Here is a 24,863-nt window from a genome sequence, read left to right on the forward strand (position 1 = left end):
CATCACAGTGTATTTAATTAGAGATACAAAATTATGAAAAAATCCGGTGTCTATGCCGTTGCACTCAAGCAAGTCAAAGCAAAAATCAGCGCTTTACTCGGTTTATCTGTGCCTAAACCGCCGAAAAATGGTTGGGTGCGCAGTATCCGTGAGGCCTTGGGGATGTCGGGCGCGCAATTAGGTGAACGTCTTAATCTCTCTCGTAATCAAGTCTCCATATTGGAGCGTAAAGAAACCGATGAAACCATCACACTCAAACAACTTAAACAACTGGCGAGCGGGCTCGATGCCGAACTGGTTTATGCGATTATTCCGCGTCAGTCGATTGATGACATGATAGAAGCGCGCGCTATGGAGTTGGCCAAGCAGCGTTTGGCCATGAGCCACCAATCGATGTTTTTAGAAGCACAGCAGTTAACCTCAGAGCAACAACAGCAAGCGCTGGTTCAATTAGCCAATGAGATTAAAACGGGCAGCACCCGAGATTTGTGGAAAGTCAGTTTGCAGGAGAAATACCAATGAGTCTGTTTGTTGAACCAGAGGGCGCAACCCAACTAAATGCCGATGATGTTGCCGGGCTGAAATTTGATCACATCACGACTCGCGAAGAGCTTAATGAGCTTGAAAATGCCAACATACTACAAGGGTTGAGTTGGTTAGCCACGACGCCTAAAACCAGCATGGATGACATTCTTTCTATGGCGTTTGTGGAAGAGTTGCATCAACGTTTGCTTGGTGATGTGTGGGAATGGGCCGGCAGCTACCGTCACCGAGAGTTGAACATTGGTGTCGATCCGCTGAATATCCGGCCAGATTTACACAACTTACTGGAAGACATCAAATGCTGGATTGAGTTTGAACACTATGACAGCCTAGAACTCTCGGCTCGGATACAGCACAGGTTAGTTAAAATTCACCCTTTTCCTAACGGCAACGGACGTCACTCGCGCGTGATGACGGACTACATACGAATGGTACTACTCAAACAAAAGCCTTTAGTTTGGTCCAATACAGATTTGGATAAACAAAGCCAAGAGCGGGGTGAGTACATTGCGAGCTTACGCCAAGCTGATGTCGGCGATTATGCGCCTTTAATTCAATATCTTCAGGCGAAAGGGAATGTGACTTAAACCAAGCGTTAAGAGCTAAATATACAATTACAGTGTGGATAGTTAAAAGAGGCTGGAACGTCAGCCTCTTTTCTTTGTACAGAGAGCAAGCTCACCAAAACAACCCCCATCGTCCCCAGAAATGGAGTGCACCACAACGACAATTCTAAGTAACTTTGGGACAAAAACGAGTTTGCGAAAAGTGAGGGACGTCAGACAAACTAGGCTTGCTATGAGAACATGTCCACCTGAAACTCAGCTTTCTTGTTATGCAACCCCCTAGCTTCCAACCAAGAGTAAAATCTACTTCTAGAAATCGATACACCACGTTCGTTTAGTTGCTTAAGAATTTCAGATTTGGTGGCCTTGGTGTCGAGAAGGTTCAATATAAACGCTGTATGCTCATCAAGCCTTGATTTCACCTTCTGTCCCTTTTGACGGCCAGATGATAGCCCTTTGGCCTTACGTTTAGCGTGACCAGCTTTAGCTCGCTCAGAGCGCTTCTTGGCTTCTACAGCGCTGGCAAAAGACTGCCCAATAACTGTAAAAATGATTTCAGCATTATCAACGTTCTCTGAGCTTATGATGGTGTCGTTGTATGCTAAATGTAGCTCACCGTATGAGGCTATTTGACCAATGGCACCGACTAGCTCCATAACTTTATGGCGACCCAACCGAGTGATATCCGATACAATGATACTTTGTTGAGAGGTGATGAGAGAAAATAACTTCCGCTCACTCAACTCTGTCTTGGTGGCAGACACGTGCTCTTCTATCCAATCCGTTATTTGTATGCCACGTTTAGCAGCGTACGCCTTGATAGCTTCTCTTTGTGATTCGCCATCGGCTCTTTGTGAATCAGATACTCGAATGTAGCCAATCATGCCTGTCCCCAAGTTAAGAGTTAATTGCTTGTGGAAGCTTATTTGCTGTTTAGGTAGTCTAATACGACTTCATGGTGATCTTTGGTCTTGAACTTGTTAAATACATGCTCAAGGTTACCAGACTCATCAATCAGGAAGCTTGTTCGTACTACCCCCATATTTTCGCGGCCCATAAATTTCTTGAGTTGCCAAACATTGTACTTTTCACAAACAGTGTGCTCTTCATCGGCTAGCAAAGTGAAGTTAAGCTCTTGCTTGTTGATAAAGTTAGTTAATTTTTGCGGTGTGTCTGGGCTGACACCAAGAACAACTACATTGTGGGCATCTAACTCAGCTTTAGTATCTCGTAACCCTTTAGCCTGAACTGTGCAGCCGGGTGTTGAAGCGCGTGGGTAGAAATAGAGCAGTACCTTTTTTCCCTGAAAATCAGATAGCGTCACTGGGTTATTGTCTTGGTCATTTAGGGTAAAATCTGGTGCGATTTGTCCAGCTTCGATTGCCATTGGTTTTGTCCTTACTTTCTCAATTAATGGTATGTGGCGTAGCGTTATTCGCTACGTCCTTTTTAGTGCATTTTTATTACGTTAGAGTGTACGTTTTTATCGTTAATTTAGTGTCCTGTCTAGTGATTACACTAAACAGGACGACTTTTGAGGTTACAGTGCTAAAAGCTACTTTGGTTTTCTAAATTGGGGAGCAATAATATTATCTGAACGAGCCGATACGATTTTATCCATTGCCTTTTCGCGCTGACTTTCATGTAACATCCCCATAAGTTCTTGAACGACCTTAATATGAGTGGCAGCTTGAACGGCTAACGTTTCCTTATGGCTTTGAGCTTCGTCGTAATATTCTTTTTTCTTTTTATTCGCTTGCGCTCTTTCACCTTTCAGTGACTTTATTTCTTTTTGAAGAACTTCAATTGGGGAGTCAGTTGTTTCATCTTGAGAAACTTGTACTTCTAATGACTTATTTTTTATCATTAAAACAACGTCATCATGCCTTCTGAGTGCTCCAGCGGAAAGCCCGGCTTCTTTTTCAACATTGCTGTTGTTGATTTTGAGCTTGCCCTTTCGAGCTTTATTACGCAGCTCTTTTGATGCCAACTTCGTTACATCACCATCCAGTAGCCTTTCCAATGCTTTGATTAGCTTATTTTTGGTTATCTGTGACATTATTAAATCACTCCGTATGGGATGAGTAAGTTCTTAACTTCATCAGGGAAAATGACAGGCTCAAAGTCGATACCTAAATCATCCATAATGCGTTCAGCAGCTTGAACTTTTATGTAAGATTCAGAGGCGGTTTGAGGAGTGAGTTCGTTGTTTTCAATATCATAAAGCATGTGAATTTCGGCTTCTTTACGCTTTGCTTCGGCAAATACGGCATCAACAATGTAATCATTCTTGCAGTCTACACATTCCATTAGGTTAACTAGCGTTCTTAAACCACAGGTAGTGGAAGTACAATATACCCCTGGGGCAACAGCATGAATGTGGCGGTTTTGAGCTCTAATTTGCTTTTTCCAATAGCTTAGAGAAAGCATGTCATTATCAACTTTATCCTTGAATAAGTTACGGTCTGTTTTCATCATGCTTTTAGCAAACTCTTTACCTTTGCCTCCTGCAACTCGCTCTTTGTTTGCCAGTTTTTGATAGATGCTCAAATAAACACGGGCTTTCTGGTCAATTCTTTCTTCATCAATGGCATTAGCAAGGTTTTGCTTCTTTTTCCTGAGCTTTTGAAACTTGCTGGCGTTCTTAGCGTAGTGCCGGGTCATTGCCATAGATACATGACTAAATTGCTGTTTGAGTTGTGGAAAGTTACAAAGTTCGTAACCAATTAAGTAGTAAGCAAAAGAGCGGCGAAGTTGATGCCCTGAAAACCTATAATCGACACCCACTTCAAACGATAAATTTGGGTCAGATGTTTTTAGGTCAATAATGTCTTCATTGGTGAGCTCAAGTTCTTCGCCCATAGCATTTTCAAACCAAGCTTGAGAATGTTTCCCTAGTTGAACCTGAGTTATTTCACTACAGTCTTCTTTTGTTTTATGGAAAAAAGATTGTGAGTCTGGATGCCGCTTTCTTAGTGGTGCATGTAGCGCTTGAAGAACCTCATACGCTTTCATGCCGATTTCAGTAGTGACAAATTCATCTTGCTTTGATTGAGAGCCTTTCGCTGTCTTTGATAGGTTGGCATGGATAACGTGTATCTTCTGCCTTTTTATTATCTCAGTCGTGCAGCCCTGAGCTGTGTTTAGGTCATACATCTCATCAGCTCTCATTCCTGTTCGAGCCATTAACCCCCATAGGCTGCCACCATTGAGCTTTATAAAAAGCGATTGAGCCTCTCTGAGATTGGTGATGGTCCATTGTCCAATCGTTAGCTTACGTTCGGTATGGAAGTTATCAATGTGGCTGCTCGGTATCGCTGGTTTGTGACGGTGAAGAAGCGTCAATATTTCTTCTTCATTTGGAGAATGCATGGCGGTGAAGGCTTGTTTAAAAGCAGTGGTGCGCTGGTTGCGTTCTTTTTTTAAGAGCCATGTAATACCACCGTTTTTTTGTCTAGCCTCACCACTGACCAGGTACTTAGCATAACCTACATAGGCCTTATCAAAGTAGGTGGTGATATATTCTGCCAATTTCTCTAGCTCATCACGCAGGGCATAAGCTTCATTAATCAGGGCTTCTGACTTTTGAAGACCAAGATAGTAGAGCCTCTGTGGAATGACGGTATATTGCTCGGATTCTTTGATTGCTAAACCAAAGTCAGAAGCGTTAAGCTTTTTATTTAGGTTAACCTCAAACGGTAAGCCTCTTGCTTCTTTATAAAGGCGATTTAACCCTTTGTAAATTGTCTCTCTTTCAAAGTCGATGTCGGTAAAGCTTGTTAATGCCCAAGTTTCTAGTCTATCAAAGTCTAAAGCGGATAAGGTGTTATATCCTTCATTTAAAAGCGGGATAATGACTTTCTTTAGGTAGCTTAATGCTTGCCAAAGAGTCAAAAATGAATGGTTGTGAGGTGATAGCCACATCATTTTAAGTAAGAGGGTTTTAAGCTGATTTTTTAGGTTACGTTCAATAACTTTACCATCGAGCGTAAAATCAATGGTAATGGTTTTCTTTGCTCTTGGCTCAAAATAAGGCTGTAGGTTTCTCCAAGCTTCACTATCTCCAATTTTACCTAATGATTCACCCGTAACAGTAAAGCCTATCTCAAGACTTTCGAGTTCATCCCAATTACCACGCTCAATGGCTGGCTTTAAGACATCCATTAAGTAATTTGCATGAGCGCCAACATTTTTTTGTGCTTTAAGAAGCTTATTTTGATGCTCAAGGTCAGAGAGTTTTATCATTTTAGCCTCCATTACTATGAGGATAAAAGAGCGTGGTCGAAAGAGACTCTTGGATGACGACCTTGGGTATTAAATCGCTGCATAGCCTCGCCAAATACATCGTCACTAGCCCCATCTAGCGTATATTCAAACTGTTCAATTTTCTCATGAATATCACTTTTCACATCAGGGTACATATCAAGTGTTTCTTTAAGAACATCTATGTATGAAATGAGCCTATAAACAGCTTCAACGTCATCTACCGCCTTGGCTGATTGGCACTTGTAACACATATCAAATTCAGCACAAGGTAAGCTTAGGCCTACTGCATAGTTTGTTTCTCGCTGCGTATTTTTACCATCACTAATGGCTTGTTGCCCATTACAAGTCAGACCGTTGGGGTTGGTTTTTGCATTGCTTGCTGTGCGCTTTTTCTTCCACTCATCGTGTGACAACATCGGAATACCACGCCTTTTCACCACAATATCTTTTGCTTGCTCTAAGCTCGTTTCATTATCGAGGTTTTCAATGACTTCTATACTCTGAGATAGGATGACTTTATTTAGCAATGGATGCCCGTTTAGGTAACTTCTCTCTAACGTTTCCTTCGCGTTCTGGAGTAAGCTTTGAGCGCCTTGAATTCCACCTTCGGCATGGGCTTGGTTACTGGTCATTTCTCGCCAGCGACTCGATTGAAGAGAGAGGTAGTAATGGTTTGTTTCAACAGACCAAGTCCGCATTAGCTCTGCTGAAATAGGGCTGATGCCTTCCCAATCTTTAGGGACGTGGTGGTTCCTTTTCGCTAAAAGTAGTCGTTCATATTTCTTGGCCTGCTTGTTTGCTCTCTCTTTAGAATATTGCTCAATTTCTTTGACTACAGCTAAATCAGAAACGGGGACTTTAAAGAAGCCGCCGATGCCATTTCTATAGTTAAAAGAAACGGTAATATTGCCATCACTATCTTTTTCGGAGTAGGTAAGCGGAAGTAAAATCCCTTTAAGCGGTAAGTCGGTGTAGCAAGATAAAATACAATAGGCGCTATTGGTTGCCCCTTGCCCAGCCTTGGTTTTGGTCGTTGTCTTGACTTCTTTATGAACAACAGTGCGCCCCAGGTGATTAACGACTTTCTTTAACGTGATTGTTTGTTGGTTGCGGTAGGCGTAAAAAAGCTCTTTAAACCAAGGTAGGTTGCCAGCCCGGTACGGAGATAGCAAGTGTAGTTGGTGAACGAGTCTTTTATTTATCTCTTTTAAATTAAAGGTATGATTCACATCAGCGTGATTATTGAGGGTGAATATTAACTCTGAGCCATCTTCACTATTGCCATATAGCTTGGATAGTCGTTCGAGTAATCGAATAAACTTCACACCATCACGCTTATCAATGTCAAATTGCTCACCTGCCAACAGAGCATCGACCTCTTTGTTCGCTCTGGGCTTATGACCTGAGACTTTCACAACTTGCAGGCTCTTATCTCGCTCTTCTGTATGAACCTTAATTGGATGGGCAATATTTCGAACGTTGCTGTCGTTCAGTGAGGTGAAATAGCACATCAAATGATATGCAGCGCCCATCGTGAGGTTAAAAGCGGCACCAGTATTAACGCTTGTGCCATCTTTACTTGTTCCGCCCCAGGTCACATCCAATGATGTTGGAATTTGAATCACTTCTTCATGTTCACCAAGGTCAATAATAAGCGGAAGCGTTTCTGGCAAAGGTGTGTTGTTTTCTTTGGCTGCAATAAGCTGTGGTGCGAGAGTGAAGAATAAATGACTCAAACGTGTCACAAGAAGCTCTTCTTCTTCCTCTGAATATCCTTTATAGGGTGTTTTTTCTCCTGCAAACCCCCGATGATGCAAAGCCCAATCGGAAACAGGCAAGTCACACCAATGGAGCGCATAACGAAGGGATGTAAGTATAGAGGGAGCTGTCGATTCTTTAATACCTAGCTCATCACCATGATTGTATTCCCATAGGTGCCTTGAAGGGCGAAACATCTTGATACGATGCCTTAATTCGCCATCGTTACCAGCAAACTTTAGATAACCACTTTCGGTGAATGGGTCAACATTTACCGTATCACAAAAAGCAAGATAGGAACGCAAGAATAAGTAGTTAGATGTGACTGTACTTGCTGATTTACCATTACTGGCATATTGGTTGGCTTTCTCGCAAAACCGCCTAATAAATACTGCTCGACTGTCTATTTTCTCATTTTCTTTGTTACACCCTAAGTGCAATAAGTGAGAAACATCGAACTGCTTTGGTTTATTTGACCTCGAATTTTTATAAGGAATTGTCAGATTCAAAGGCACGACATTTTGGCTATTGCGTACATGCTTAACTGAATTGGTTTGTCTGGTAATTTTACTTTTCGCCATTACGCCCAGCCTCCGTTTATTTTGAGGTTTTTCGCTTTAGCCATATTGATTTGGTCGTCCAGTTTATTCATGAACTTAATGTATTTCTCAGTGGTTGACGTGCTTGCATGCCCCATTAGTTCCGCTAGTTCATCCATAAGGAAGTCATAGCCAACGGCACGCTTTTGCGACTCCTGCCAAAGCCAATGAGTTGCAAAGGTAGAACGCAAATCATGAATCCTGTAATACCAAGAAGAATCTACTTCACGTATCTGTTTTCGAAAGTTTGAAAAGTGCGTTTCTAAAGTGCTGCCTGAGTAGGGAGTTCCTTTATTTGAAATAAAGAGGTACTCTACGGTATCTAATACCTCACCTGACTGAACAAGCTCATTGCGTTTGTTTAGGTTCGTAAGTCGTGAGTTACTTTCTTTGTACATCTCTAGCTCTTCGTAAAGCTCAATGGGAATGTCTACGGTTCGAGGCTTACTACCTTTTGTGTGAGTGATTTTGACTGGTACTGCATCTAAATCACTGTAGTCAGCCTTTCCTATATCGTGAGCGGGGAAGTGAATAGCTTCGTCAATTCTTAGCCCAGCCTCGACACATAGCCGAAAGATTAATCTTGTCGCCTTTGGGAGTGAATTGACATGCTCATTAAATAAAACCTTGTGCTCAGGGTGCATGGGTTTTAGTTTTTTATGGGCGGGAGTGTTTTCTTTTTTTGGAAACATCCTCATGAGATTGGACGTTTCATAATTACGTTTAGAACCTGACTTTGTGTGAGCCAACATATCGTGCTGATTTAACTCTTGATGCACCGTTCCTGTTGTGTAGTGGGTAACAACATTCTGAACGTCATTTTTGATGTAGCCGTACTTTTGCATCCACTTATAGAATCCAATAACGGCACTCATATAACTTCTAGCGGTAGATAAACTAAAAGCTTCATCGCCATTAGCACCTTCAATATTATTGCAGTTCGCAAGTAGAAACTCCGCAAATCGCCAAGGCGCACCTTCTTCCTCATACCTCGATAGGGTTTTATAAGTTAGATATTCAGGTGGTATTTCATTACCATCTTCATCAATTTGAGAGTAGTGAGTGGAATCTAAATAACGAGTAAAAGCTAACAAGCCTTTTGCAATCGACCCTGTGTCTTTGACTTTTCCTTCACCACGCAATTTAGACACTAGGTATAGGGACTGTGGGTAAACAACCGTCCCATCAGGTGCAATGATGATATCGGTTTTCTTCAAGCGGGATTCCAGATTGGAAGGGGAAAGGTAGGGGGAGTGCGTCACTTCTCCAGATTCAGTATCGATACTCGCTGAAATTTGTAGCTTTGCTAATGTATCTACCTCGATGGAAAGCAGTTGGTAGTCATCATAAATATCAGAATATTTGTCTTCATGCGTTTCTATCACAAAACAACCCTCAATATGTTACCCTCATATCAAAGATAGATTTGTCATAAAAAATTATCAAGGTTTATTGTCATGGAAATTTTCTAAGGGTGAACTTCTTCTCACCCCATACGCCGAACTGCTCAGCAACCACGTGGTCTTCATCGGATAATAAAGTAAAGTTTAAGTGATCACGTTCAATGAACTTTCCTAAACGCTTCACGGGATCAGTGCTGACTCCGAGTACCACCACGTTGTGAGCGTCGAGTTCTGCTTTTACATCTCGAAGGCCTTGAGCCTGAACAGTACAACCTGGTGTCATGGCTTTAGGATAAAAGTAGAACAACACCTTTTTCCCTGAGAAATCAGCAAGGGAAACGGTATTTCCATCTTGATCTAAAAGTGAAAAAGCAGGTGCTGGCGTGCCTGCAGTAAGCGTTTTCATTATTCTTCCTTTTTTATTGACTGTTTTTTATAAAGTTGAGCGAACCTTGTACATCCAGTGTCTTGCATAAACTGTCAAATTCTTCTTGTAGTTGCATTAAGTTACACCCTGAATCGACACTGGCGGTAATGGCAATATGAAATTGGTCGTGATCAAGACGTAACTTCGATTTATGAATCGTCTGCGCACTCAGTGAAGCCATACCAATATTACGATTGGCAAAAAATTGAGTGAATTTCTCTGTTAGGCCAATTTTGTCTTCAGACTCAACAAACACTTCAACCGTATAGGCATTATCTTGATAATCATGAGGTGATGTACGTTTCATGATGGTGATGAGATCATGTTGTTGGCCTAATAAAGGTAAGGTTGTCTCTACTCGGGTGATGTGGTTTGTATTGCCAGAGACCAGCATGATGAGCGTGAACTCTTTGCCAAACAAAGCAATTCGGCTATCGATGATATTGCAGCCTGATTGCGTAACTAAACGTACCACTTCATTACAGATACCAGGGCGGTCTGTCCCTACAGCAGTGATCACTAGATGCTGAGTCATAATATCGCTTCACTTTTATCGTTTTGGGCATGTTATCACAGTTAAATTATAGAGGAACGGTGGTGGAATAGCTTTTTAAGAACTCCGTCTTGAAAATAACGTGTTGTTGACATCGGCATATTCAGATCCGCTATAAAGTTTGCCCTTAATTGATGTTGTTTGTTAAACCTCTAACATCTGATAAATATTCATCCAAATGGGCTGATTAAGCGAATTTAATCCCTTGTGTTTTTCAATCGCCTTACAGTACCATGCAGAAAGTAACAAATTAGGGAGATGGACATGTTTTCAGGAAGTATCGTAGCGCTCATTACACCGTTTAATCATGATGGTGAGGTTGATTTTGTTAGTTTGAAGAAGCTGGTGGACTTTCACGTGACAGCCGGAACTGACGCCATTGTTGCCGTCGGAACAACGGGTGAATCTGCCACGCTTACCGTTGAAGAGCATGTCAAAGTTGTCGCAAAAACCGTCGAGTTTGCCGAAGGACGTATTCCTGTGATTGCGGGAACGGGTGCGAATGCTACTCATGAAGCGGTAACGTTTAGTCGTTTATTAAATAACACAGGTATTGCTGGCTGTTTAAGTGTGACTCCTTATTACAATAAACCAACCCAAGAAGGTTTATTTCAACACTACAAAGCAATTTCTCAAGAGACTGATATCCCTCAGATTCTCTATAATGTACCAGGCCGTACAGCGGTGGATTTGCGTCCTGAAACGGTCGCTCGCCTTGCTGAAATTAAAACGATTGTCGCTTTGAAAGATGCAACAGGTGATTTGGGCCGAGTGGCTCTGCATCGTGAGCTTTGTGGAAAAGACTTTATTTTATTAAGTGGCGATGACGCGACGGGTTTGGAGTTCGTTAAATTAGGTGGACAAGGTGTTATTTCGGTGACGAATAATATTGCCGCTAAAGATATGGCGCAGATGATGCACTTAGCATTAGAAGGCCGATTCGACGAGGCTGAGCTTATTAATCAACGTTTAATGCCTTTGCATAAAGGTCTGTTTGTTGAGTCGAGCCCGATCCCAGTGAAATGGGCTGCTCACAAAATGGGATTGATTACAAATGGTGATCTACGTCTACCTTTGACTGAACTGTCTGAACCTGTACGTTCAACGGTTGCCCAAGCCATGACCGAAGCTTGTATCTTCTAAATCGATTCAATATTGTGCCGAGGCTTTTTCCTCGGCAGTCTAGGAGTTTGAATGAAATTTACTCATCAGCTAGTTATCAGTTCACTAGCTGTTTTTGTTTTAAGCGCATGTGCTGGTAACGCTTCTCAGCGTCGCCAAGCAAAAGATGATTTTGCTTATTTAGAAACCCCGGCTCTAAAAGAGTGGCAACTTCCTGAAGGAGCCACTCCGCAGTTTTACCCTAATTACCAGATCCCTGAAGGTGACTTCCAAGGTGGCATTGGCCGTACTGTGGATATTCGTCCTCCTCAACAAGTATTAGAATTGATCCCTGGCGCGCGTGCCGAGCGCCAAAATGGTGAAGTGACATTATGGATGATCAAGCAAGATGAAGCCGACAAGGTGTGGCAAACTGCGTTAGCCATGCTTAAAGAGCGAAATATTGGTATCGCTGCACAAAGTGAAAACCAGATTGATACTGATTGGGTGACTTGGGTTTCCGAAGATGAAGAAGTTGAGATTGGTAGCCGCTACCAAATCTCACGGGTGATGGCGAATAATCGTTTTGGCTTTAAGATTTCATTGACTGGTTGGCGTGAAGGTGGCAAAGAGATGCCAGTGAGTGCCACAAATAAAGAGCGTTATAATGCGTTCATGACCAATTTGGTCACGGCTCGTTACGATACCGATCTACGTCAAGAAGCAGCACGTAAAGCTCAACAGTTGGTTAAACAGATCCCCATTACGATGGGCAGTGACCGTAGTGGTTTCCCTGTAATTATTGCTCGTACCTCTTACGATGTTCTGTGGCAACGTTTGCCTAATCTTATGCCGCAGTTCGGTTTTACGCTCGAAGAGCGCAACCAATCTCAAGGTACAATAAAAGCGAAATACTCCGCGCCAGATGACGCCTTTTGGCAAGACATTGGCGTGAAACCGATCTCGCTGAAAAGTGGAACTTACACCTTCTTATTAGGTGATTTAGGTAACCGTACCTCGATCAATGTGACCAATTCAGCCGGCAAGCCGGTGGAAGAGGAGCTATTGAAAGATATGGTGCCTGTACTGTCGGCGATTGCCGAGCGTCAGTAATTGTGATGACGAATCCATGAAAAACAAAGGGACGAAAGTCCCTTTATTTTTGCTCTGAATCTGAGTCTTCGTGCTTATCAAGTTCGTTGAGTTTATCCAGATCACTCTTCTTCCCTTTCAAGCCAAATTTCATGTTAGCCGTGTATTTCAGCGCGGCAATATTACCGATAAACACCGCTAAGATTACAATAGTGATAACCCAAGGGTTGGTAATGAATTCCATATCAGGACTCCGGTTGGCTGATGTTAACAATGTACTGAGTGTAGATCCGATCTAAGTTCTCTTGTACCGTCGACACACCTAGGAGCGGCATGTTTTCAAGCTGTGTCGCCAATACGCTTGGCGTCAACAGGTCAAGGCAGTCTTTAGCCGCTGTTTTGTGGCTAATATGCCAAGGTTCAAACGCAACACCGCCTTTCTTTCCTTGGTAGGGGAAGAAAAAACCAAACTTAGGTAAATGCTTTTTCATCCATTGATAAAAAGGAGCTTGGTGGCCTGAGAGATATTCCCACGGTTCAAGCTTGAGCATGACACCTGTCGGTAATGCTTTGCGATCAAAAACATCAAAGTCACACCCCCAATGGTGGCGGCTGCTACCGGGCAGCGCTGACCAGCGCAAAATCGTGAATATCTTTTGTTCTTCGCTTAACTGAGCAGGGTTTAGCGGTTGGCTGTTATTATCCAGTAATGCGGCTTGCCCTGACATTTTCCGATTCCAGATGTTCAATTGGCGTTCAAAATCACGAAACCCACTGGCGATATGGAAATTAAACCCAGCATCGTCAGCCGCTTGCTTTAGAGCGAGCAAATCTTGGATCACCCCGGGGTGAACCAAGAAAGATTTCTGCCCAATCAGCACTGATGTTAAATGGGAGTCGGTTTGTCCGGTCAACTGCTCTGGAGTCATGGGTTACACCAATAAATTCTCTAGGGTTTTTTGGTACATATCCGTCAGTTTCTCTAAATCGGCAATCTTAACGCACTCGTTAACTTTATGAATTGTCGCGTTAACAGGACCAAGTTCGACCACTTGTGCGCCCATCTGGGCAATAAAGCGTCCATCAGATGTGCCCCCTGTCGTCAATAGCTCTGGGGATTTGTGGTTCACCTCATCGACGGCTTTAACGACGGCAGTCAGTAATGAGCCCGTATCGGTCAAGAAAGGTTGGCCGCTTAATGTCCAGCGTAATTCATAATCCAATCCATGGGCATCTAAGATAGAATGCACGCGGCGCTTGATCTCTTCATCGGTTAACTCTGTACTGAAACGGAAGTTAAACTGCACGTCAAACTCACCGGGGATGACGTTTGATGCTCCCGTGCCAGCTTGCAAGTTTGGAATTTGGAAGCTGGTCGGTGGGAAATAAGCGTTCCCTTCATCCCATTTTATTGCCGCAAGTTCGGCTAACGCTGGCAAGGCTTGGTGAATCGGGTTATTGGCAAGGTGAGGATAAGCAACGTGTCCTTGAATCCCTTTTATTTGTAGATCGCCTGTAATTGAGCCACGACGGCCATTTTTTATCACATCGCCCACATTTAATGTACTCGATGGCTCACCGACGATACACATATCAATTGGCTCATTACGCGCCATTAACGTATCGACTACGCGAGTGGTGCCATTGATGAATGGCCCTTCTTCATCTGAAGTGATCAAAAAGGCAATCGAACCTTGATGGTTAGGATGATGTTCAATAAAGCGCTCGACAGCGACAACCATGCAAGCAAGCGAGCCTTTCATATCTGCCGCCCCGCGCCCATGTAAATAACCATCAATTACAGTCGGCTCAAACGGCGCTGTATGCCACTGCGCTAAAGGACCCGCGGGAACCACATCCGTATGGCCAGCAAAGGCAAAAAGAGGCGATTGAGTGCCGCGGCGAGCCCAAAAATTAGTGGTATCTTCAAAGACCATTGTTTCCACTTCAAACCCTAGCGCTTGTAAGCGTTTAATCATCAGGTCTTGGCAACCTGCATCCTCAGGAGTTACTGATTGGCGACTAATGAGATCTTTTGCGAGCGCCAGTACAGGGCTGTCTGTCATCCTTGAAATCCTTGTATTAAGAGAAAATAGTAGCGTATTGCTGAGCATTAAAACCGAGATGGTAATGGGTGTCGACCAATAAAATAGGTCGTTTGATCATAGCAGGCTGTTCAACCAGCAAGGTCACTGCATTGTGAGCATCTAACGACTCTTTTTGTGAGTGCGTGAGCTGACGAAAGGTTGTACCGCGTTTATTGAGTACATTTTCCCAACCAAGCGCTTGGCAAAATTGAGCCACGAGCTCGGCATCAATACCTTGTTTGCGGTAGTCATGAAATTGGTAATCCACCCCCGCAGCTTCCAACCATTTCCGTGCTTTTTTAATGGTGTCGCAGTTGGGAATGCCATACATGGTGATCGTCATAAAAATCCTTGTTGAGGCGTATTATTTTTTTAATGGTCAAATCCTATCAGGAAGCGCTGTGGCTTACAAAATAGAGATGCTTTTATTTCGTTGTTTAAAAAAAATGTGTTTCAGTTGCTTACGATTGGAAAGTTATTGATCGAACGCAACACTCTAAATGTGAAAACAGAAATAATGAAGCGGCACAGTAATAGGAGGTGTCAATGGAACTGAGTCCTGTTTTTGCAAGGCGACTGTATTTAGCTTTGTTAGTAGAAAGCCTTGAAAGACCAAACGTGCCCAAACTCATCGAAAAAACGGGGTGGCCTCGCCGTACGATTCAGGATGTCCTGAAAGCACTGCCAGGAATAGGGATTGAACTGATGTTTGTTCAAGATGGAAGGCGTCACAATGATGGTTACTATCAACTCTCTGATTGGGGGCCATTTGATAGTCAATGGGTATTAGATCGTCGCTGTGATATTGCGACTAGCCTTGGATTTAGTGCATAAGCCAGCATTTGCTGGCTTTTTTTATGGTGTTTTCATATCCACATTGGGTAAGCAACGATAAACAGTACCGAAAATCGTGACAGAGGTTTTGAAATAATTGGAGTAGTCGAGCGTTACTGTATCGCCTCCCAGTTGATGAGCGTGAGTTTTTAGCTCGTTTACCGCCCTTCGAATCAATCTGTCATTGGGAATGAGCCAAGAGCTGAACCAGTAACCTTCACTGCCTGTCACATCCCCTAACCAGTCACACTGACCAGCATCAAATCCGGCATCAGTACGGATCTGGATGCGATCTGCATCGTTTGGGAGTGGGTTGTGTGATGAGCTACAGCCTATCATTAGCGCTGCCAGCAATAATATAGACAGTCTTTTCATAAGTTTAACCTTTCAGAACTAGATAAGAGATAAAACCAAGCCAGCTCACGATTAGCAGTGCCCAAGGTAACCATGAGGTCGATACCAAGCTGGATGCAGTTTCAATATGTGCGGGTTCTTCTTCCGTATTTTGTGCGGTTCTCTTTAGCTGCAATGCTCTTTTTTTGGCTTTATCTGCCTGTCGGCTTTTCTCTTTTTGCTGCTTTTTATACAAGGCTATGCCTTTCTCAATGCCTTGAGCGATCAGCTTGGTTTGTTCTTTCGTTTGCCCTTGCTTTTGAGTGGCTAAGGCGACTTTCATGGCTTGTTGCTGAGTTTGTTCTGAGGGAATAATCGTTTTATTCATAACGTTTACAAGCGGCTATAGACAGGCGCTTACCCTATCACGTATCGTCATCCTTCACTATTGAGATTGATCACTATGCGTGATGCTCAAGTTAGAAACTGGTCAAGAGCAAAAGATCTGGCTAGCTATTTGAAATCTATCCGCTAAAGTAAAAACGTTTTTTTAAAAGAGCGAAGGTATTGATGCGTTATGCGTTAGAGCGATACGACCAACATGGTTTTCTTAAAGCCCCTAAACTTATCTGGCTTGGTTGGTTATTTTTGGCAAAAGCTTGGATTGTTTTCGTGGTGGCAGGAGCAAGCCGAGATAATGGCACGACGATTTTAACCATTGTTTACCCAGACCATTCGATGCTTTATTTGGGGTTGATTATGGGCTTGCCAAGTATCATTCTGATGTGGCTTATCAGCTTACGTGCTCCTGAACGATCGTGGCTAAACCGCATCGTCAGCATGGGAAAACCGCTGACGTTACTTATGGTTATCTTGCAATTTATACAAACGCTTTATCATATCTATTTAGAGCACGGCGTTTTTAATTGGGCCAATGCAAGCACACTGTTGGTGCTGTTATGGTTTGGTCTATATCTACTGAAGAGTAAAAGTGTGCGTGATTGTTTTTCTATCCCGCTCATAGACAAGGCGTGATCCCAATCAAGGTCTCCCCCAAAAACTGAATTACACTGAGCAAAAATAAGTAAGTGAGGATATTTTATGACACAACCTCAAACCGCGATTCTGCCTGAAGCAGGTCCGTTTGCACTGTTTAGCCTTTTAAAAGTAAAACAAAATCCGGCGCATGTTTTAGCGCAATTGAAAGCATTGCCCGCTTTAGTCAATGAGATAAATCAACATCAACCCGGCGCTGAATTAACCGTGTCGGTCGCATTTACTCGCACCTTTTGGCAGCGTTTAAACCAAAGCATACCACAAGAGCTGATTGATTTTCCTGAGCTTGGTAAAGGCGAAACCATAGCACCAAGTACCGAGGTGGATGTGTTGATTCACTGCCATTCTCATCGTCATGACTTGCTGTTTTATGTGTTGCGTAAATGGATGGAACCTGTGGCTGAGTTGGTTGAAATGGTGGATGAAACCTACTCATTTCGTTACTTAGATGCGCGAGATATGACGGACTTTATCGATGGCACTGAAAACCCTAAAGCCGAAAAACGTCAAGAAGTTGCACTGATTGCTGATGGTGAATTTGCTGGCGGCAGCTATGTGATGTTGCAGCGTTTTGTGCATAACCTTCCAGCTTGGAATCGCTTAAATGTGGCGGCGCAAGAAAAAGTGATTGGGCGCACTAAGCCTGATTCGATTGAGCTTGATGATGTACCTGCAGCGTCTCACGTTGGCCGTGTCGATATCAAAGAAGAGGGGAAAGGGCTGAAAATTGTTCGTCATAGCTTACCTTACGGTACGGTGAGTGGTGAGCACGGTTTACTATTCATTGCTTATTGCCATACGCTGCATAACTTTAAAGTGATGTTGGAAAGTATGTATGGTGTGGCGGACGGTAAAACAGACCAACTGCTGCGCTTTACCAAGGCCGTAACGGGTGCGTACTTTTTTGCCCCTTCAGCTGAGATGCTGCAACATCTTGAACTAAAGTAAGTTTCAATACTGACCTACTATCGGACCGAGCCTTGTGCTCGGTTTTTCTTTTTTAAGCATTTTATGTAAAGAAAAGCGTCTACTGTCCGATAAAGAGATCATTCATTCTATGGCATGGGTCTGTTATGGCAATTACCGTTAATACCAATGTTTCCGCTTTGATTGCGCAGCGCCACTTAGGCTCAGCAAGCGAAATGTTGAATCAATCTTTGGAGCGTCTTGCTTCCGGGAAGCGTATTAATAGTGCCAAAGATGATGCTGCAGGTTTACAAATTTCGAATCGCCTTGAGTCGCAAATGAGGGGCTTAGATGTCGCTGTACGCAATGCTAATGATGGCATTTCAATCATGCAGACTGCTGAAGGTGCAATGCAAGAGACCACCAGCCTGCTTCAGCGTATGCGAGATCTCTCTTTGCAGTCGGCGAATGGCGCGAACAGTAAAGCGGATAGGCAAGCTTTACAGGAAGAAATGAGCGCCTTGAACGATGAATTAAACCGAATTGCTGAAACCACCTCTTTTGGTGGTCGTAAGTTACTGAACGGTTCGTTTGGTCAATCCTCATTTCAGATAGGGGCGAGCTCTGGCGAAGCAGTGCAAGTTTCGTTAAAAAATATGCGTTCAGACAGTTTGGATATGGGGGGCTTTAGCTATGTTGCGGCAGGCATGGCGGATAGCCAGTGGCAGGTGACACAAGATAATCGGCAGCTCACCATGAGCTATACCGATGCCAAGGGAAAACAGCACAACATTCAAATCCAAGCAAAAGTAGGGGACGATATTGAAGAGTTGGCAACCTACATCAATGGGCAAACCGATAAAGTATCGGCGTCAGTCAACGACAAAGGACAGCTACAGCTGTTCATGGCGGGTAAAGAAACCTCTGGGACTATTGATTTTAAAGGTAGCTTAGCCAATCAGTTGCAAATGAATGTGACGGGATATGAAGCAGTAGACACTCTTGATATTTCCGAAGTCGGTGGTGCGCAGCGGGCGGTTGCCATCATTGATACCGCAATGCAGTACGTTGATAGCCATCGCTCTGAGTTAGGCGCTTTGCAAAACCGTTTTAACCACGCTATCAACAATCTCGACAACGTACATGAAAACCTCGCTTCTTCAAACAGTCGAATTAAAGATACGGACTATGCGAAAGAGACCACCCAAATGGTAAAACAGCAAATCCTACAACAAGTCAGTACCTCTATTCTTGCGCAAGCCAAAAAACAGCCAAACCTAGCATTGGCCTTACTTCGCTAGCGATAAAAAGCAACACTTATCGACTTTTAATAACAAATCTTTAGCGAAATTATTACCTTTTTGGTGGGTTTTTGACCTCTTATCCTGTTTTTTACACTAAACACATTTTTTTTAAGAAAATCGAAAAAAAATCCTCAAGCTTTGGAAAATACCGCCGTTATAAAAAGTAACTTTGAGAGAACTATTTGGTTTTCCGAGACGTCGGAAACCGGAAACATCGGAAAATCAATTGGAGTAATCACCATGGCAGTTAATGTAAATACCAACGTATCAGCGATGACAGCACAGCGTTACCTAAACGGCGCTAGCAATGCACAACAAACATCAATGGAACGCCTATCTTCTGGCTTTAAAATCAACAGCGCAAAAGATGATGCGGCAGGCCTACAAATCTCTAACCGTTTGAATGTTCAGAGCCGCGGTCTTGACGTAGCAGTACGTAATGCGAATGACGGTATTTCTATTGCACAAACCGCTGAGGGTGCGATGAATGAAACGACCAACATTTTGCAACGTATGCGTGACTTGTCACTACAATCAGCTAACGGCTCAAACTCAAAAGCAGACCGTGTAGCGATTCAAGAAGAAGTCACCGCTCTGAATGACGAGTTAAACCGTATTGCAGAAACCACATCATTTGGTGGTAACAAATTACTTAACGGTACTTTTGAAACTAAGTCATTCCAAATCGGTGCGGATAACGGTGAAGCCGTCATGCTTAGCCTAAACAACATGCGTAGTGACAATGCTATGATGGGCGGCACAAGCTACCAAGCGGCGAACGGCAAAGATAAAGATTGGTCAGTTCAAGCCGGCAGCAACGATCTACAAATCACCCTGAAAGATACCTCAGGTACAGATCAGACTATCAATATCTCAGCTAAAGAAGGCGATGATATTGAAGAGTTGGCGACTTACATCAACGGCCAAACTGATATGGTGAAAGCATCAGTTGATGATGAAGGAAAACTACAAGTCTTCGCTGGCAGTAATAAAGTAGAAGGCCCTGTAACATTCGCAGGCGGTCTTGCTGGTGAGCTCGGCATGCAAGCTGGTCAAGCTGTTACCGTAGATGTCATTGATGTGACCTCTGTGGGTGGCGCTCAAGAATCGGTTGCCATTGTTGATGCTGCACTGCAATTTGTAGATAGCCACCGTGCACAATTAGGTGCATTCCAAAATCGCTTTAGCCATGCAATCAGCAACTTAGATAACATTAACGAAAACGTGAGTGCTTCTAAGAGCCGTATTAAAGATACTGACTTTGCCAAAGAAACAACAGCGCTTACTAAGTCGCAAATTCTTTCTCAAGCATCGAGCTCAGTGCTGGCTCAAGCAAAACAAGCGCCACAAGCGGCACTTAGCTTACTTGGCTAAAAGAGCCCAATAGCTCAAGAGTTACCCTTAATGAAAATCCAGCCTCGGCTGGATTTTTTTGCTTAGCGGTAAAGTGGAAAAAGTGTTAGTCGATGCAGCATTATCTTTCTTACTTTTTGACGCTAATCACATTTCTCATGCTCGCTGCATAAATTTTAAAAAAAGGCTTATTTTTTTCTAAAGGATATAAATCTTTCGCCGTTAAAGGATACGAGAGAAATGAGGTGTACCGACGTGAGGTGAGAGACACGGAAGTACATCAACACAATGCCTAAGGAGATCAATATGGCAATTAATGTAAGCACTAACGTGTCTGCAATGACCGCACAGCGTTATTTAAATAACGCCGCTGATGGTACGCAGAAATCGATGGAGCGTCTGTCATCGGGCTATAAAATCAATAGCGCGCGTGATGATGCAGCGGGTCTACAAATCTCAAACCGTTTAACGTCACAAAGCCGTGGCTTAGATATGGCGGTAAGAAACGCAAATGATGGTATCTCCATTGCACAAACCGCAGAGGGTGCAATGAATGAAACCACCAATATCTTGCAACGTATGCGAGATCTTTCTTTGCAATCAGCAAACGGTTCTAACTCAAGTTCAGAACGCCAAGCGATCCAAGAGGAAGTCTCAGCACTCAATGATGAATTAAACCGTATTGCTGAAACAACCTCGTTTGGTGGTAATAAACTGCTAAATGGTTCGTTTGGTAATAAATCTTTCCAAATTGGTGCCGATTCTGGTGAAGCTGTGATGCTTTCCATGAGCGACATGCGTTCTGACACAAAAGCGATGGGCGGTAAGAGCTATGTCGCGACAAATGGCAAAGCGCCTGACTGGTCAGTCACCAATGCGACGGATCTGACTCTGAGCTATACTGATAAACAAGGAGAAGCTCGCGAAGTCACTATTAACGCTAAAGCGGGTGATGACTTAGAAGAAGTCGCTACTTACATTAATGGTCAAAATGGTGACATCAAAGCTTCAGTCGGTGATGAAGGTAAACTGCAACTGTTTGCCGCCAATCAAAAAGTCTCAAGCGATGTCACTATTGGTGGTGGACTGGGTACTGAAATTGGTTTTGCTGCAGGTAAAGACGTAACCGTCAAAGACATCAATGTCACAACAGTTGGCGGCTCTCAGGAAGCTGTAGCTTTGATTGATGGTGCACTAAAGGCCGTTGATAGCCAACGCGCCTCGTTAGGTGCATTCCAGAACCGTTTCGGTCATGCCATCAGTAACCTTGATAACATCAATGAGAACGTCAACGCTTCTCGTAGTCGAATTAAGGATACTGATTATGCCCGTGAAACAACCCAAATGACGAAGTCGCAGATTTTGCAGCAAGCGAGTACGTCAGTTTTGGCACAGGCGAAGCAGTCACCATCTGCAGCTCTTAGTCTATTGGGTTAACCGATAGGCGAATGGAGCTTTGTGGGGAAAGCAGTGTTTTCACTGCCAACCTATGAGGTGGAAGGGAGATTGTTATGGAAATACCATCCTACACATCGAACATCCAGCCTTACGGCTCGCAAAGTGGCATTAAATTTGCTTCAGAAAACGATGGCGCGACACGCGCTTCCTCGAAACAAAATGAGGTGAATCGTACTGAACAGTTAAGAAATAGGCAAAACCAAAGCGTTGAAGCGGCAATCGAGCTTGCACAGCAACGAGAGCAGATCAACAAATCGGAAAGAGCCAAGATGGTAGAGCAGATGAATGAATTTATCTCATCTATCAACAAAGACTTAGCGTTTAGAGTCGATGAAGAATCAGGACGGGATGTTGTGACGATTTATGAAGCCAGTACTGGTGACATTATTCGTCAGATCCCGAACGAGGAAATGCTAGAGGTTTTGCGACGCCTTGCCAGACAAAAAGACCACAGTACAGGTTTATTGGTTGCTAAGGTGTAATCGTAGTTTTTGAGGTGATTTAATGAGCTTAGGCCCGATGGGTATGAATACTGGCATGGATATCAATTCCTTGGTCAGCAAAATTGTCAATGCAGAGCGCGTTCCTAAGCAGCAACGTATTGATAATGAGCTTGGCCAAATTGATGCCAGTATCAGTGCCTACGGCCGGCTCAAAGAGTCGCTGGATACGATGAAAAATCTTATGACGAATTTTCGTCAGGAGAAGGCTTTCGCTTTGCGAAAAGTCGATACTACTGATGAAAATGTCGTCTCCGCGACAGCCACCACTGACGCAATAGCAGGTAAATATGCTATCGATGTGTTGCAGCTTGCACAGAGCCATAAAGTTGCCTCGGATGTTTTAGATAAAGAGGCAAAGTTTGGTCCTGGTAAGCTGCAGATTTCACTTGGTGATCAGAAGTTTGATGTTGATGTCCAAGCCAATTCAAAATTGATTGATATCGTTCGCGGTATCAACAGCACTAAAACCAATCCCGGGGTTCGTGCTTCGGTAATCAATGATGTTGAAGGGCCACGTTTGATTGTGGCCTCTAATCTATCTGGAAAAGATCATGACATTAAAATTAATGCTCAGTCTGATGCCGGAAATCCGCTCAAAAATCTAGAATACAAAACGCTGGAAGAACGCGTTAAAGATTTAGAAAAAGCACGCGCTGCGGCGCAACAAATCATTGCACCACTCACGCCAGCTCAACAAGCTATCGCTGCAAAAGTCGCCGAGAAAATAGGTGCGGCGGCACGCGAAGTTGACCAAAGTATGGCGAGTGGTGTTCAAGAAGTCGCCGGGCAAGTAGCTGCCGACGGTAAAGTTGCTAATGCTGCCGGTGAATTAACCGACGCCGCCGTCAAAGCTGCCGCCGCCGCCGGTGTTGCTGCCAATAAATATCTGAAACCGCAAGATCGTATTCCAGGGTGGACTGAAACCGCCTCTGGCACCTTGCTCGATTCCTACTATGAACCTGAGCCAGAGCTTGATGCAACTGCGTTAGAAAAAGCGCCAGATGTGCCCGGTTGGACCAATACCGCTTCTGGTACTTTGGTTGACTCCTATGTCACCCCCAAAGAAGCGCAAGCCAAGCTTGAACAGCAATTAGCAGCTGAAAAAGCCGCGGTTGCGGCGGCGGTGCGTAGTGGTGAACTGACGCCAGAGCAAGCCAAGCAGAAAGAGCGTGAAAAGCTTGACCCGCAAGAGCGTGAGTATTTAGATAAAGTGGACAAAGCAGATGCTGAGCTTAGAGCGGCACAAGCATCGTTTGACGCCTATCAAGGTATGACTCAAGTACAAGCAGGCCAAGATTCCGTGGTGGTTTTGGACGGTGTGGCGACCCTTTCTAGCAACAACAACGTGATTGAAGATGCGATTGAAGGGGTTGATTTGACCCTTAAAGGGCAAACGGCCAAAGGCAAACCACCGGCTGAAATTGGCATCGAATATGACCGCAAAACCGTGCGCGATGATATTGAACAATTTGTCGCGGCGTATAATCAGTTTTATCAGGTCTCTAAAGAACTTGGAGGCGTTGACCCTCGGACTGGCCAAGCAGGGCCACTGGCGGGTGACAGTATTGTGCGCAGTGCAGACTCCCGCCTACGTAGTGTTTTTTCGACTAGAATTGAGCAGGCTCCAGAAGAGATCAAAAGTCTGATTGAGTTTGGTATTACCACCACACGCCAAGGGACACTTGAAATTAACTACGACATGCTAGATCGCCAACTCAATAACAACTTTAATAAGCTAGGTGAGTTCTTTGGTGGAAACCAAGGATTTGCCAAACGGGTTGAAGATGCTATTCAGAGCATGACGGGGGTTACAGGGTCGATTCGCACACGCGAAAAAAGCTTAGTAGAACGCAACTACCGTGTGGCGGACGACCAAGCGGCACTTGATCGCCGCATGGACAGTTTGGAGAAGCGAACGCATTCTAAGTTTTCAGCAATGCAAGACGCGACCAGTAAAATGCAGAACCAATTAGCTGGTATGATGAATGCGTTAGGCGGCTGATATGGAGCAGCAACTCGACCTTTTAAGTGATCTAGATCACCAAATAAGAGCAATGCTTGTCATTGATGAAATTAATACTGAAGAAATCAATCATCTTGTCGATAAAAGGGAACGGATATTGCAAAACTTACTGACGCATGCGTCAGAAAATCCACAGTTTGCAATGTCGAGCCAATGGCGAGAGGCTATTGATGAAACTAAACATCTTGTTGAACTGATGCAGTCAAAAACGGTCGAGATCGGTAGAACGCTCCAAAAATACCGACACGGTAATAAATCCGTTCAGCAATACAAAAAGTTTTTATAAGAGGAAGACTATGCGCGGTTCTTTACAGGCATACAAAAAGGTATCAGTGGATAGCCAGCTCAGTGCGGCCTCGCCGCATAAAGTCGTACAAATGTTGATGGCGGGTGCCATTGAACGCCTTATTCAAGCAAAAGCAGCAATGCTACAGGGGAATATTCCAAGTAAGGGTGAACGCCTTGGTAAAGCATTGGATATCATTATTAGCTTACGCAGTTGCTTATCGATGAGTGATGGCGGGGATATTGCAAAAAATTTAGATCAGCTTTATGAATTTATGATCACTCAGATCACCGAAGCGAATCATCAAAATGACCCGCAACCACTGGATGATGTGATCGACATCATTCGAGAAATTAAATCAGCATGGGATCAAATCCCTCCTGAATACCACAATCTAACGGCAAGCGAAGTG

At 43.8% G+C, this 24,863-nt stretch carries 27 protein-coding genes and 1 pseudogene; 14 read left to right on the top strand and 14 right to left on the bottom strand.

What is annotated here, in order from left to right; translation table 11 throughout:
• Positions 1-33 precede the first annotated feature (33 nt).
• Positions 34-522, top strand: coding sequence for a mobile mystery protein A (locus tag AACQ17_RS10550; RefSeq protein WP_094147126.1), 489 nt, complete (start codon positions 34-36; stop codon positions 520-522).
• Positions 519-1,130, top strand: coding sequence for a mobile mystery protein B (locus AACQ17_RS10555; RefSeq protein WP_094147127.1), 612 nt, complete (start codon positions 519-521; stop codon positions 1,128-1,130). The genes AACQ17_RS10550 and AACQ17_RS10555 overlap by 4 nt, the downstream gene beginning before the upstream one ends.
• Before the next feature lie 209 nt (positions 1,131-1,339).
• On the opposite strand, the gene AACQ17_RS10560 is transcribed toward AACQ17_RS10555, so the two are convergent.
• The 8 genes and pseudogenes from AACQ17_RS10560 to AACQ17_RS10595 all read right to left on the bottom strand — a co-directional run bounded on the left by AACQ17_RS10560 (position 1,340) and on the right by AACQ17_RS10595 (position 10,097).
• Complete coding sequence (locus tag AACQ17_RS10560; RefSeq protein WP_094147128.1) at positions 1,340-1,993, bottom strand: recombinase family protein; 654 nt, start codon at positions 1,991-1,993, stop codon at positions 1,340-1,342.
• Positions 1,994-2,031: 38 nt separating this feature from the next.
• On the bottom strand, positions 2,032-2,496 hold the full coding sequence (gene bcp / locus AACQ17_RS10565; RefSeq protein ID WP_047886770.1) for a thioredoxin-dependent thiol peroxidase: 465 nt from the start codon (positions 2,494-2,496) through the stop codon (positions 2,032-2,034).
• A gap of 168 nt (positions 2,497-2,664) precedes the next feature.
• Positions 2,665-3,168: a bacterioferritin comigratory protein gene (locus AACQ17_RS10570; RefSeq protein WP_094164004.1), complete on the bottom strand. Its 504-nt coding sequence runs from the start codon at positions 3,166-3,168 to the stop codon at positions 2,665-2,667.
• Between the two features lie 2 nt (positions 3,169-3,170).
• Positions 3,171-5,354, bottom strand: coding sequence for a tyrosine-type recombinase/integrase (locus AACQ17_RS10575; protein WP_094147129.1), 2,184 nt, complete (start codon positions 5,352-5,354; stop codon positions 3,171-3,173).
• Between the two features lie 14 nt (positions 5,355-5,368).
• Positions 5,369-7,714 (bottom strand): hypothetical protein, encoded by a 2,346-nt coding sequence (locus tag AACQ17_RS10580; RefSeq protein ID WP_094147130.1) that lies wholly within the window; start codon positions 7,712-7,714, stop codon positions 5,369-5,371.
• Positions 7,714-9,117, bottom strand: a complete 1,404-nt coding sequence (locus AACQ17_RS10585; RefSeq protein WP_088729054.1) for a tyrosine-type recombinase/integrase — start codon at positions 9,115-9,117, stop codon at positions 7,714-7,716. The genes AACQ17_RS10580 and AACQ17_RS10585 overlap by 1 nt, the downstream gene beginning before the upstream one ends.
• Before the next feature lie 91 nt (positions 9,118-9,208).
• Positions 9,209-9,541 (bottom strand): annotated as a pseudogene (gene bcp, locus AACQ17_RS10590) (thioredoxin-dependent thiol peroxidase); the annotation flags it as partial.
• Between the two features lie 13 nt (positions 9,542-9,554).
• Positions 9,555-10,097 (bottom strand): glycine cleavage system protein R, encoded by a 543-nt coding sequence (locus AACQ17_RS10595; RefSeq protein ID WP_017042763.1) that lies wholly within the window; start codon positions 10,095-10,097, stop codon positions 9,555-9,557.
• A 282-nt stretch (positions 10,098-10,379) separates the two neighbouring features.
• Here AACQ17_RS10595 and dapA point away from each other — a divergent pair, with 282 nt between their 5' ends.
• Both dapA and bamC read left to right on the top strand, forming a co-directional pair.
• A complete protein-coding gene (dapA, locus tag AACQ17_RS10600; protein WP_094131614.1) occupies positions 10,380-11,258 on the top strand; it encodes a 4-hydroxy-tetrahydrodipicolinate synthase in 879 nt (292 codons plus the stop codon).
• Positions 11,259-11,309: 51 nt separating this feature from the next.
• On the top strand, positions 11,310-12,329 hold the full coding sequence (gene bamC / locus AACQ17_RS10605) for an outer membrane protein assembly factor BamC (protein WP_094147531.1): 1,020 nt from the start codon (positions 11,310-11,312) through the stop codon (positions 12,327-12,329).
• 43 nt (positions 12,330-12,372) lie between these two features.
• On the opposite strand, the gene AACQ17_RS10610 is transcribed toward bamC, so the two are convergent.
• The 4 genes from AACQ17_RS10610 to AACQ17_RS10625 are packed head-to-tail and all read right to left on the bottom strand — an operon-like array spanning position 12,373 to position 14,738.
• On the bottom strand, positions 12,373-12,552 hold the full coding sequence (locus AACQ17_RS10610; protein ID WP_170906945.1) for a DUF2897 family protein: 180 nt from the start codon (positions 12,550-12,552) through the stop codon (positions 12,373-12,375).
• A gap of 1 nt (position 12,553) precedes the next feature.
• Complete coding sequence (locus tag AACQ17_RS10615) at positions 12,554-13,237, bottom strand: M15 family metallopeptidase (protein ID WP_094147532.1); 684 nt, start codon at positions 13,235-13,237, stop codon at positions 12,554-12,556.
• A gap of 3 nt (positions 13,238-13,240) precedes the next feature.
• Entirely contained in the window at positions 13,241-14,374 is a 1,134-nt protein-coding gene (dapE, locus tag AACQ17_RS10620; protein WP_094147533.1) for a succinyl-diaminopimelate desuccinylase, read from the bottom strand.
• A gap of 16 nt (positions 14,375-14,390) precedes the next feature.
• Positions 14,391-14,738: an ArsC family reductase gene (locus AACQ17_RS10625; RefSeq protein ID WP_094147534.1), complete on the bottom strand. Its 348-nt coding sequence runs from the start codon at positions 14,736-14,738 to the stop codon at positions 14,391-14,393.
• A 203-nt stretch (positions 14,739-14,941) separates the two neighbouring features.
• Here AACQ17_RS10625 and AACQ17_RS10630 point away from each other — a divergent pair, with 203 nt between their 5' ends.
• Positions 14,942-15,229 (top strand): winged helix-turn-helix domain-containing protein, encoded by a 288-nt coding sequence (locus AACQ17_RS10630; RefSeq protein WP_010318729.1) that lies wholly within the window; start codon positions 14,942-14,944, stop codon positions 15,227-15,229.
• Between the two features lie 21 nt (positions 15,230-15,250).
• Here the strand turns inward: AACQ17_RS10630 and AACQ17_RS10635 are convergent, their stop codons facing one another.
• Both AACQ17_RS10635 and AACQ17_RS10640 read right to left on the bottom strand, forming a co-directional pair.
• Positions 15,251-15,604, bottom strand: coding sequence for a DUF4156 domain-containing protein (locus AACQ17_RS10635; RefSeq protein WP_094147535.1), 354 nt, complete (start codon positions 15,602-15,604; stop codon positions 15,251-15,253).
• 4 nt (positions 15,605-15,608) lie between these two features.
• Positions 15,609-15,950 (bottom strand): DUF2956 domain-containing protein, encoded by a 342-nt coding sequence (locus AACQ17_RS10640; RefSeq protein WP_094147536.1) that lies wholly within the window; start codon positions 15,948-15,950, stop codon positions 15,609-15,611.
• A gap of 179 nt (positions 15,951-16,129) precedes the next feature.
• Between AACQ17_RS10640 and AACQ17_RS10645 the strand changes: the two genes are divergently transcribed.
• From AACQ17_RS10645 to fliS, 9 genes are all read left to right on the top strand, one after another.
• Positions 16,130-16,597 (top strand): DUF2919 domain-containing protein, encoded by a 468-nt coding sequence (locus AACQ17_RS10645; RefSeq protein WP_088732761.1) that lies wholly within the window; start codon positions 16,130-16,132, stop codon positions 16,595-16,597.
• Between the two features lie 66 nt (positions 16,598-16,663).
• Positions 16,664-17,566 carry a Dyp-type peroxidase gene (locus AACQ17_RS10650; RefSeq protein WP_094147537.1) on the top strand — a complete coding sequence of 301 codons (903 nt, stop codon included), beginning with the start codon at positions 16,664-16,666 and terminating at the stop codon, positions 17,564-17,566.
• A gap of 125 nt (positions 17,567-17,691) precedes the next feature.
• A complete protein-coding gene (locus tag AACQ17_RS10655; protein ID WP_094147538.1) occupies positions 17,692-18,825 on the top strand; it encodes a flagellin in 1,134 nt (377 codons plus the stop codon).
• A gap of 243 nt (positions 18,826-19,068) precedes the next feature.
• Positions 19,069-20,202 (top strand): flagellin, encoded by a 1,134-nt coding sequence (locus AACQ17_RS10660; protein ID WP_013856299.1) that lies wholly within the window; start codon positions 19,069-19,071, stop codon positions 20,200-20,202.
• A gap of 285 nt (positions 20,203-20,487) precedes the next feature.
• Positions 20,488-21,618, top strand: a complete 1,131-nt coding sequence (locus AACQ17_RS10665; protein ID WP_026028066.1) for a flagellin — start codon at positions 20,488-20,490, stop codon at positions 21,616-21,618.
• Positions 21,619-21,692: 74 nt separating this feature from the next.
• Positions 21,693-22,121 (top strand): flagellar protein FlaG, encoded by a 429-nt coding sequence (flaG, locus tag AACQ17_RS10670; protein ID WP_013856302.1) that lies wholly within the window; start codon positions 21,693-21,695, stop codon positions 22,119-22,121.
• A gap of 22 nt (positions 22,122-22,143) precedes the next feature.
• On the top strand, positions 22,144-24,144 hold the full coding sequence (gene fliD, locus AACQ17_RS10675; protein ID WP_013856303.1) for a flagellar filament capping protein FliD: 2,001 nt from the start codon (positions 22,144-22,146) through the stop codon (positions 24,142-24,144).
• Between the two features lies 1 nt (position 24,145).
• On the top strand, positions 24,146-24,451 hold the full coding sequence (locus tag AACQ17_RS10680) for a flagellar protein FliT (protein ID WP_013856304.1): 306 nt from the start codon (positions 24,146-24,148) through the stop codon (positions 24,449-24,451).
• A gap of 10 nt (positions 24,452-24,461) precedes the next feature.
• On the top strand, positions 24,462-24,863 hold a 402-nt coding region (fliS, locus tag AACQ17_RS10685; RefSeq protein WP_094167553.1), incomplete at its 3' end, for a flagellar export chaperone FliS.

The organism is Vibrio sp. V10_P2A27P122, from assembly GCF_963874335.1.
In the GTDB taxonomy this organism is placed as follows: Bacteria; Pseudomonadota; Gammaproteobacteria; order Enterobacterales; family Vibrionaceae; genus Vibrio; species Vibrio anguillarum.

Excerpts from the sequence above, each read along its gene's own strand:
- fliD (WP_013856303.1), top strand. The coding sequence starts at position 22,144 with ATGAGCTTAGGCCCGATGGGTATGAATACTGGCATGGATATCAATTCC.
- AACQ17_RS10550 (WP_094147126.1), top strand. The coding sequence starts at position 34 with ATGAAAAAATCCGGTGTCTATGCCGTTGCACTCAAGCAAGTCAAAGCA.
- AACQ17_RS10610 (WP_170906945.1), bottom strand. The coding sequence starts at position 12,552 with ATGGAATTCATTACCAACCCTTGGGTTATCACTATTGTAATCTTAGCG.
- AACQ17_RS10665 (WP_026028066.1), top strand. The coding sequence starts at position 20,488 with ATGGCAATTAATGTAAGCACTAACGTGTCTGCAATGACCGCACAGCGT.
- AACQ17_RS10575 (WP_094147129.1), bottom strand. The coding sequence starts at position 5,354 with ATGATAAAACTCTCTGACCTTGAGCATCAAAATAAGCTTCTTAAAGCA.
- AACQ17_RS10595 (WP_017042763.1), bottom strand. The coding sequence starts at position 10,097 with ATGACTCAGCATCTAGTGATCACTGCTGTAGGGACAGACCGCCCTGGT.
- AACQ17_RS10555 (WP_094147127.1), top strand. The coding sequence starts at position 519 with ATGAGTCTGTTTGTTGAACCAGAGGGCGCAACCCAACTAAATGCCGAT.
- AACQ17_RS10655 (WP_094147538.1), top strand. The coding sequence starts at position 17,692 with ATGGCAATTACCGTTAATACCAATGTTTCCGCTTTGATTGCGCAGCGC.
- AACQ17_RS10680 (WP_013856304.1), top strand. The coding sequence starts at position 24,146 with ATGGAGCAGCAACTCGACCTTTTAAGTGATCTAGATCACCAAATAAGA.
- AACQ17_RS10635 (WP_094147535.1), bottom strand. The coding sequence starts at position 15,604 with ATGAAAAGACTGTCTATATTATTGCTGGCAGCGCTAATGATAGGCTGT.
- dapE (WP_094147533.1), bottom strand. The coding sequence starts at position 14,374 with ATGACAGACAGCCCTGTACTGGCGCTCGCAAAAGATCTCATTAGTCGC.
- bcp (WP_047886770.1), bottom strand. The coding sequence starts at position 2,496 with ATGGCAATCGAAGCTGGACAAATCGCACCAGATTTTACCCTAAATGAC.
- AACQ17_RS10560 (WP_094147128.1), bottom strand. The coding sequence starts at position 1,993 with ATGATTGGCTACATTCGAGTATCTGATTCACAAAGAGCCGATGGCGAA.
- AACQ17_RS10650 (WP_094147537.1), top strand. The coding sequence starts at position 16,664 with ATGACACAACCTCAAACCGCGATTCTGCCTGAAGCAGGTCCGTTTGCA.
- AACQ17_RS10570 (WP_094164004.1), bottom strand. The coding sequence starts at position 3,168 with ATGTCACAGATAACCAAAAATAAGCTAATCAAAGCATTGGAAAGGCTA.
- bamC (WP_094147531.1), top strand. The coding sequence starts at position 11,310 with ATGAAATTTACTCATCAGCTAGTTATCAGTTCACTAGCTGTTTTTGTT.
- AACQ17_RS10580 (WP_094147130.1), bottom strand. The coding sequence starts at position 7,714 with ATGGCGAAAAGTAAAATTACCAGACAAACCAATTCAGTTAAGCATGTA.
- AACQ17_RS10640 (WP_094147536.1), bottom strand. The coding sequence starts at position 15,950 with ATGAATAAAACGATTATTCCCTCAGAACAAACTCAGCAACAAGCCATG.
- AACQ17_RS10630 (WP_010318729.1), top strand. The coding sequence starts at position 14,942 with ATGGAACTGAGTCCTGTTTTTGCAAGGCGACTGTATTTAGCTTTGTTA.
- AACQ17_RS10625 (WP_094147534.1), bottom strand. The coding sequence starts at position 14,738 with ATGACGATCACCATGTATGGCATTCCCAACTGCGACACCATTAAAAAA.
- AACQ17_RS10615 (WP_094147532.1), bottom strand. The coding sequence starts at position 13,237 with ATGACTCCAGAGCAGTTGACCGGACAAACCGACTCCCATTTAACATCA.
- AACQ17_RS10660 (WP_013856299.1), top strand. The coding sequence starts at position 19,069 with ATGGCAGTTAATGTAAATACCAACGTATCAGCGATGACAGCACAGCGT.
- dapA (WP_094131614.1), top strand. The coding sequence starts at position 10,380 with ATGTTTTCAGGAAGTATCGTAGCGCTCATTACACCGTTTAATCATGAT.
- flaG (WP_013856302.1), top strand. The coding sequence starts at position 21,693 with ATGGAAATACCATCCTACACATCGAACATCCAGCCTTACGGCTCGCAA.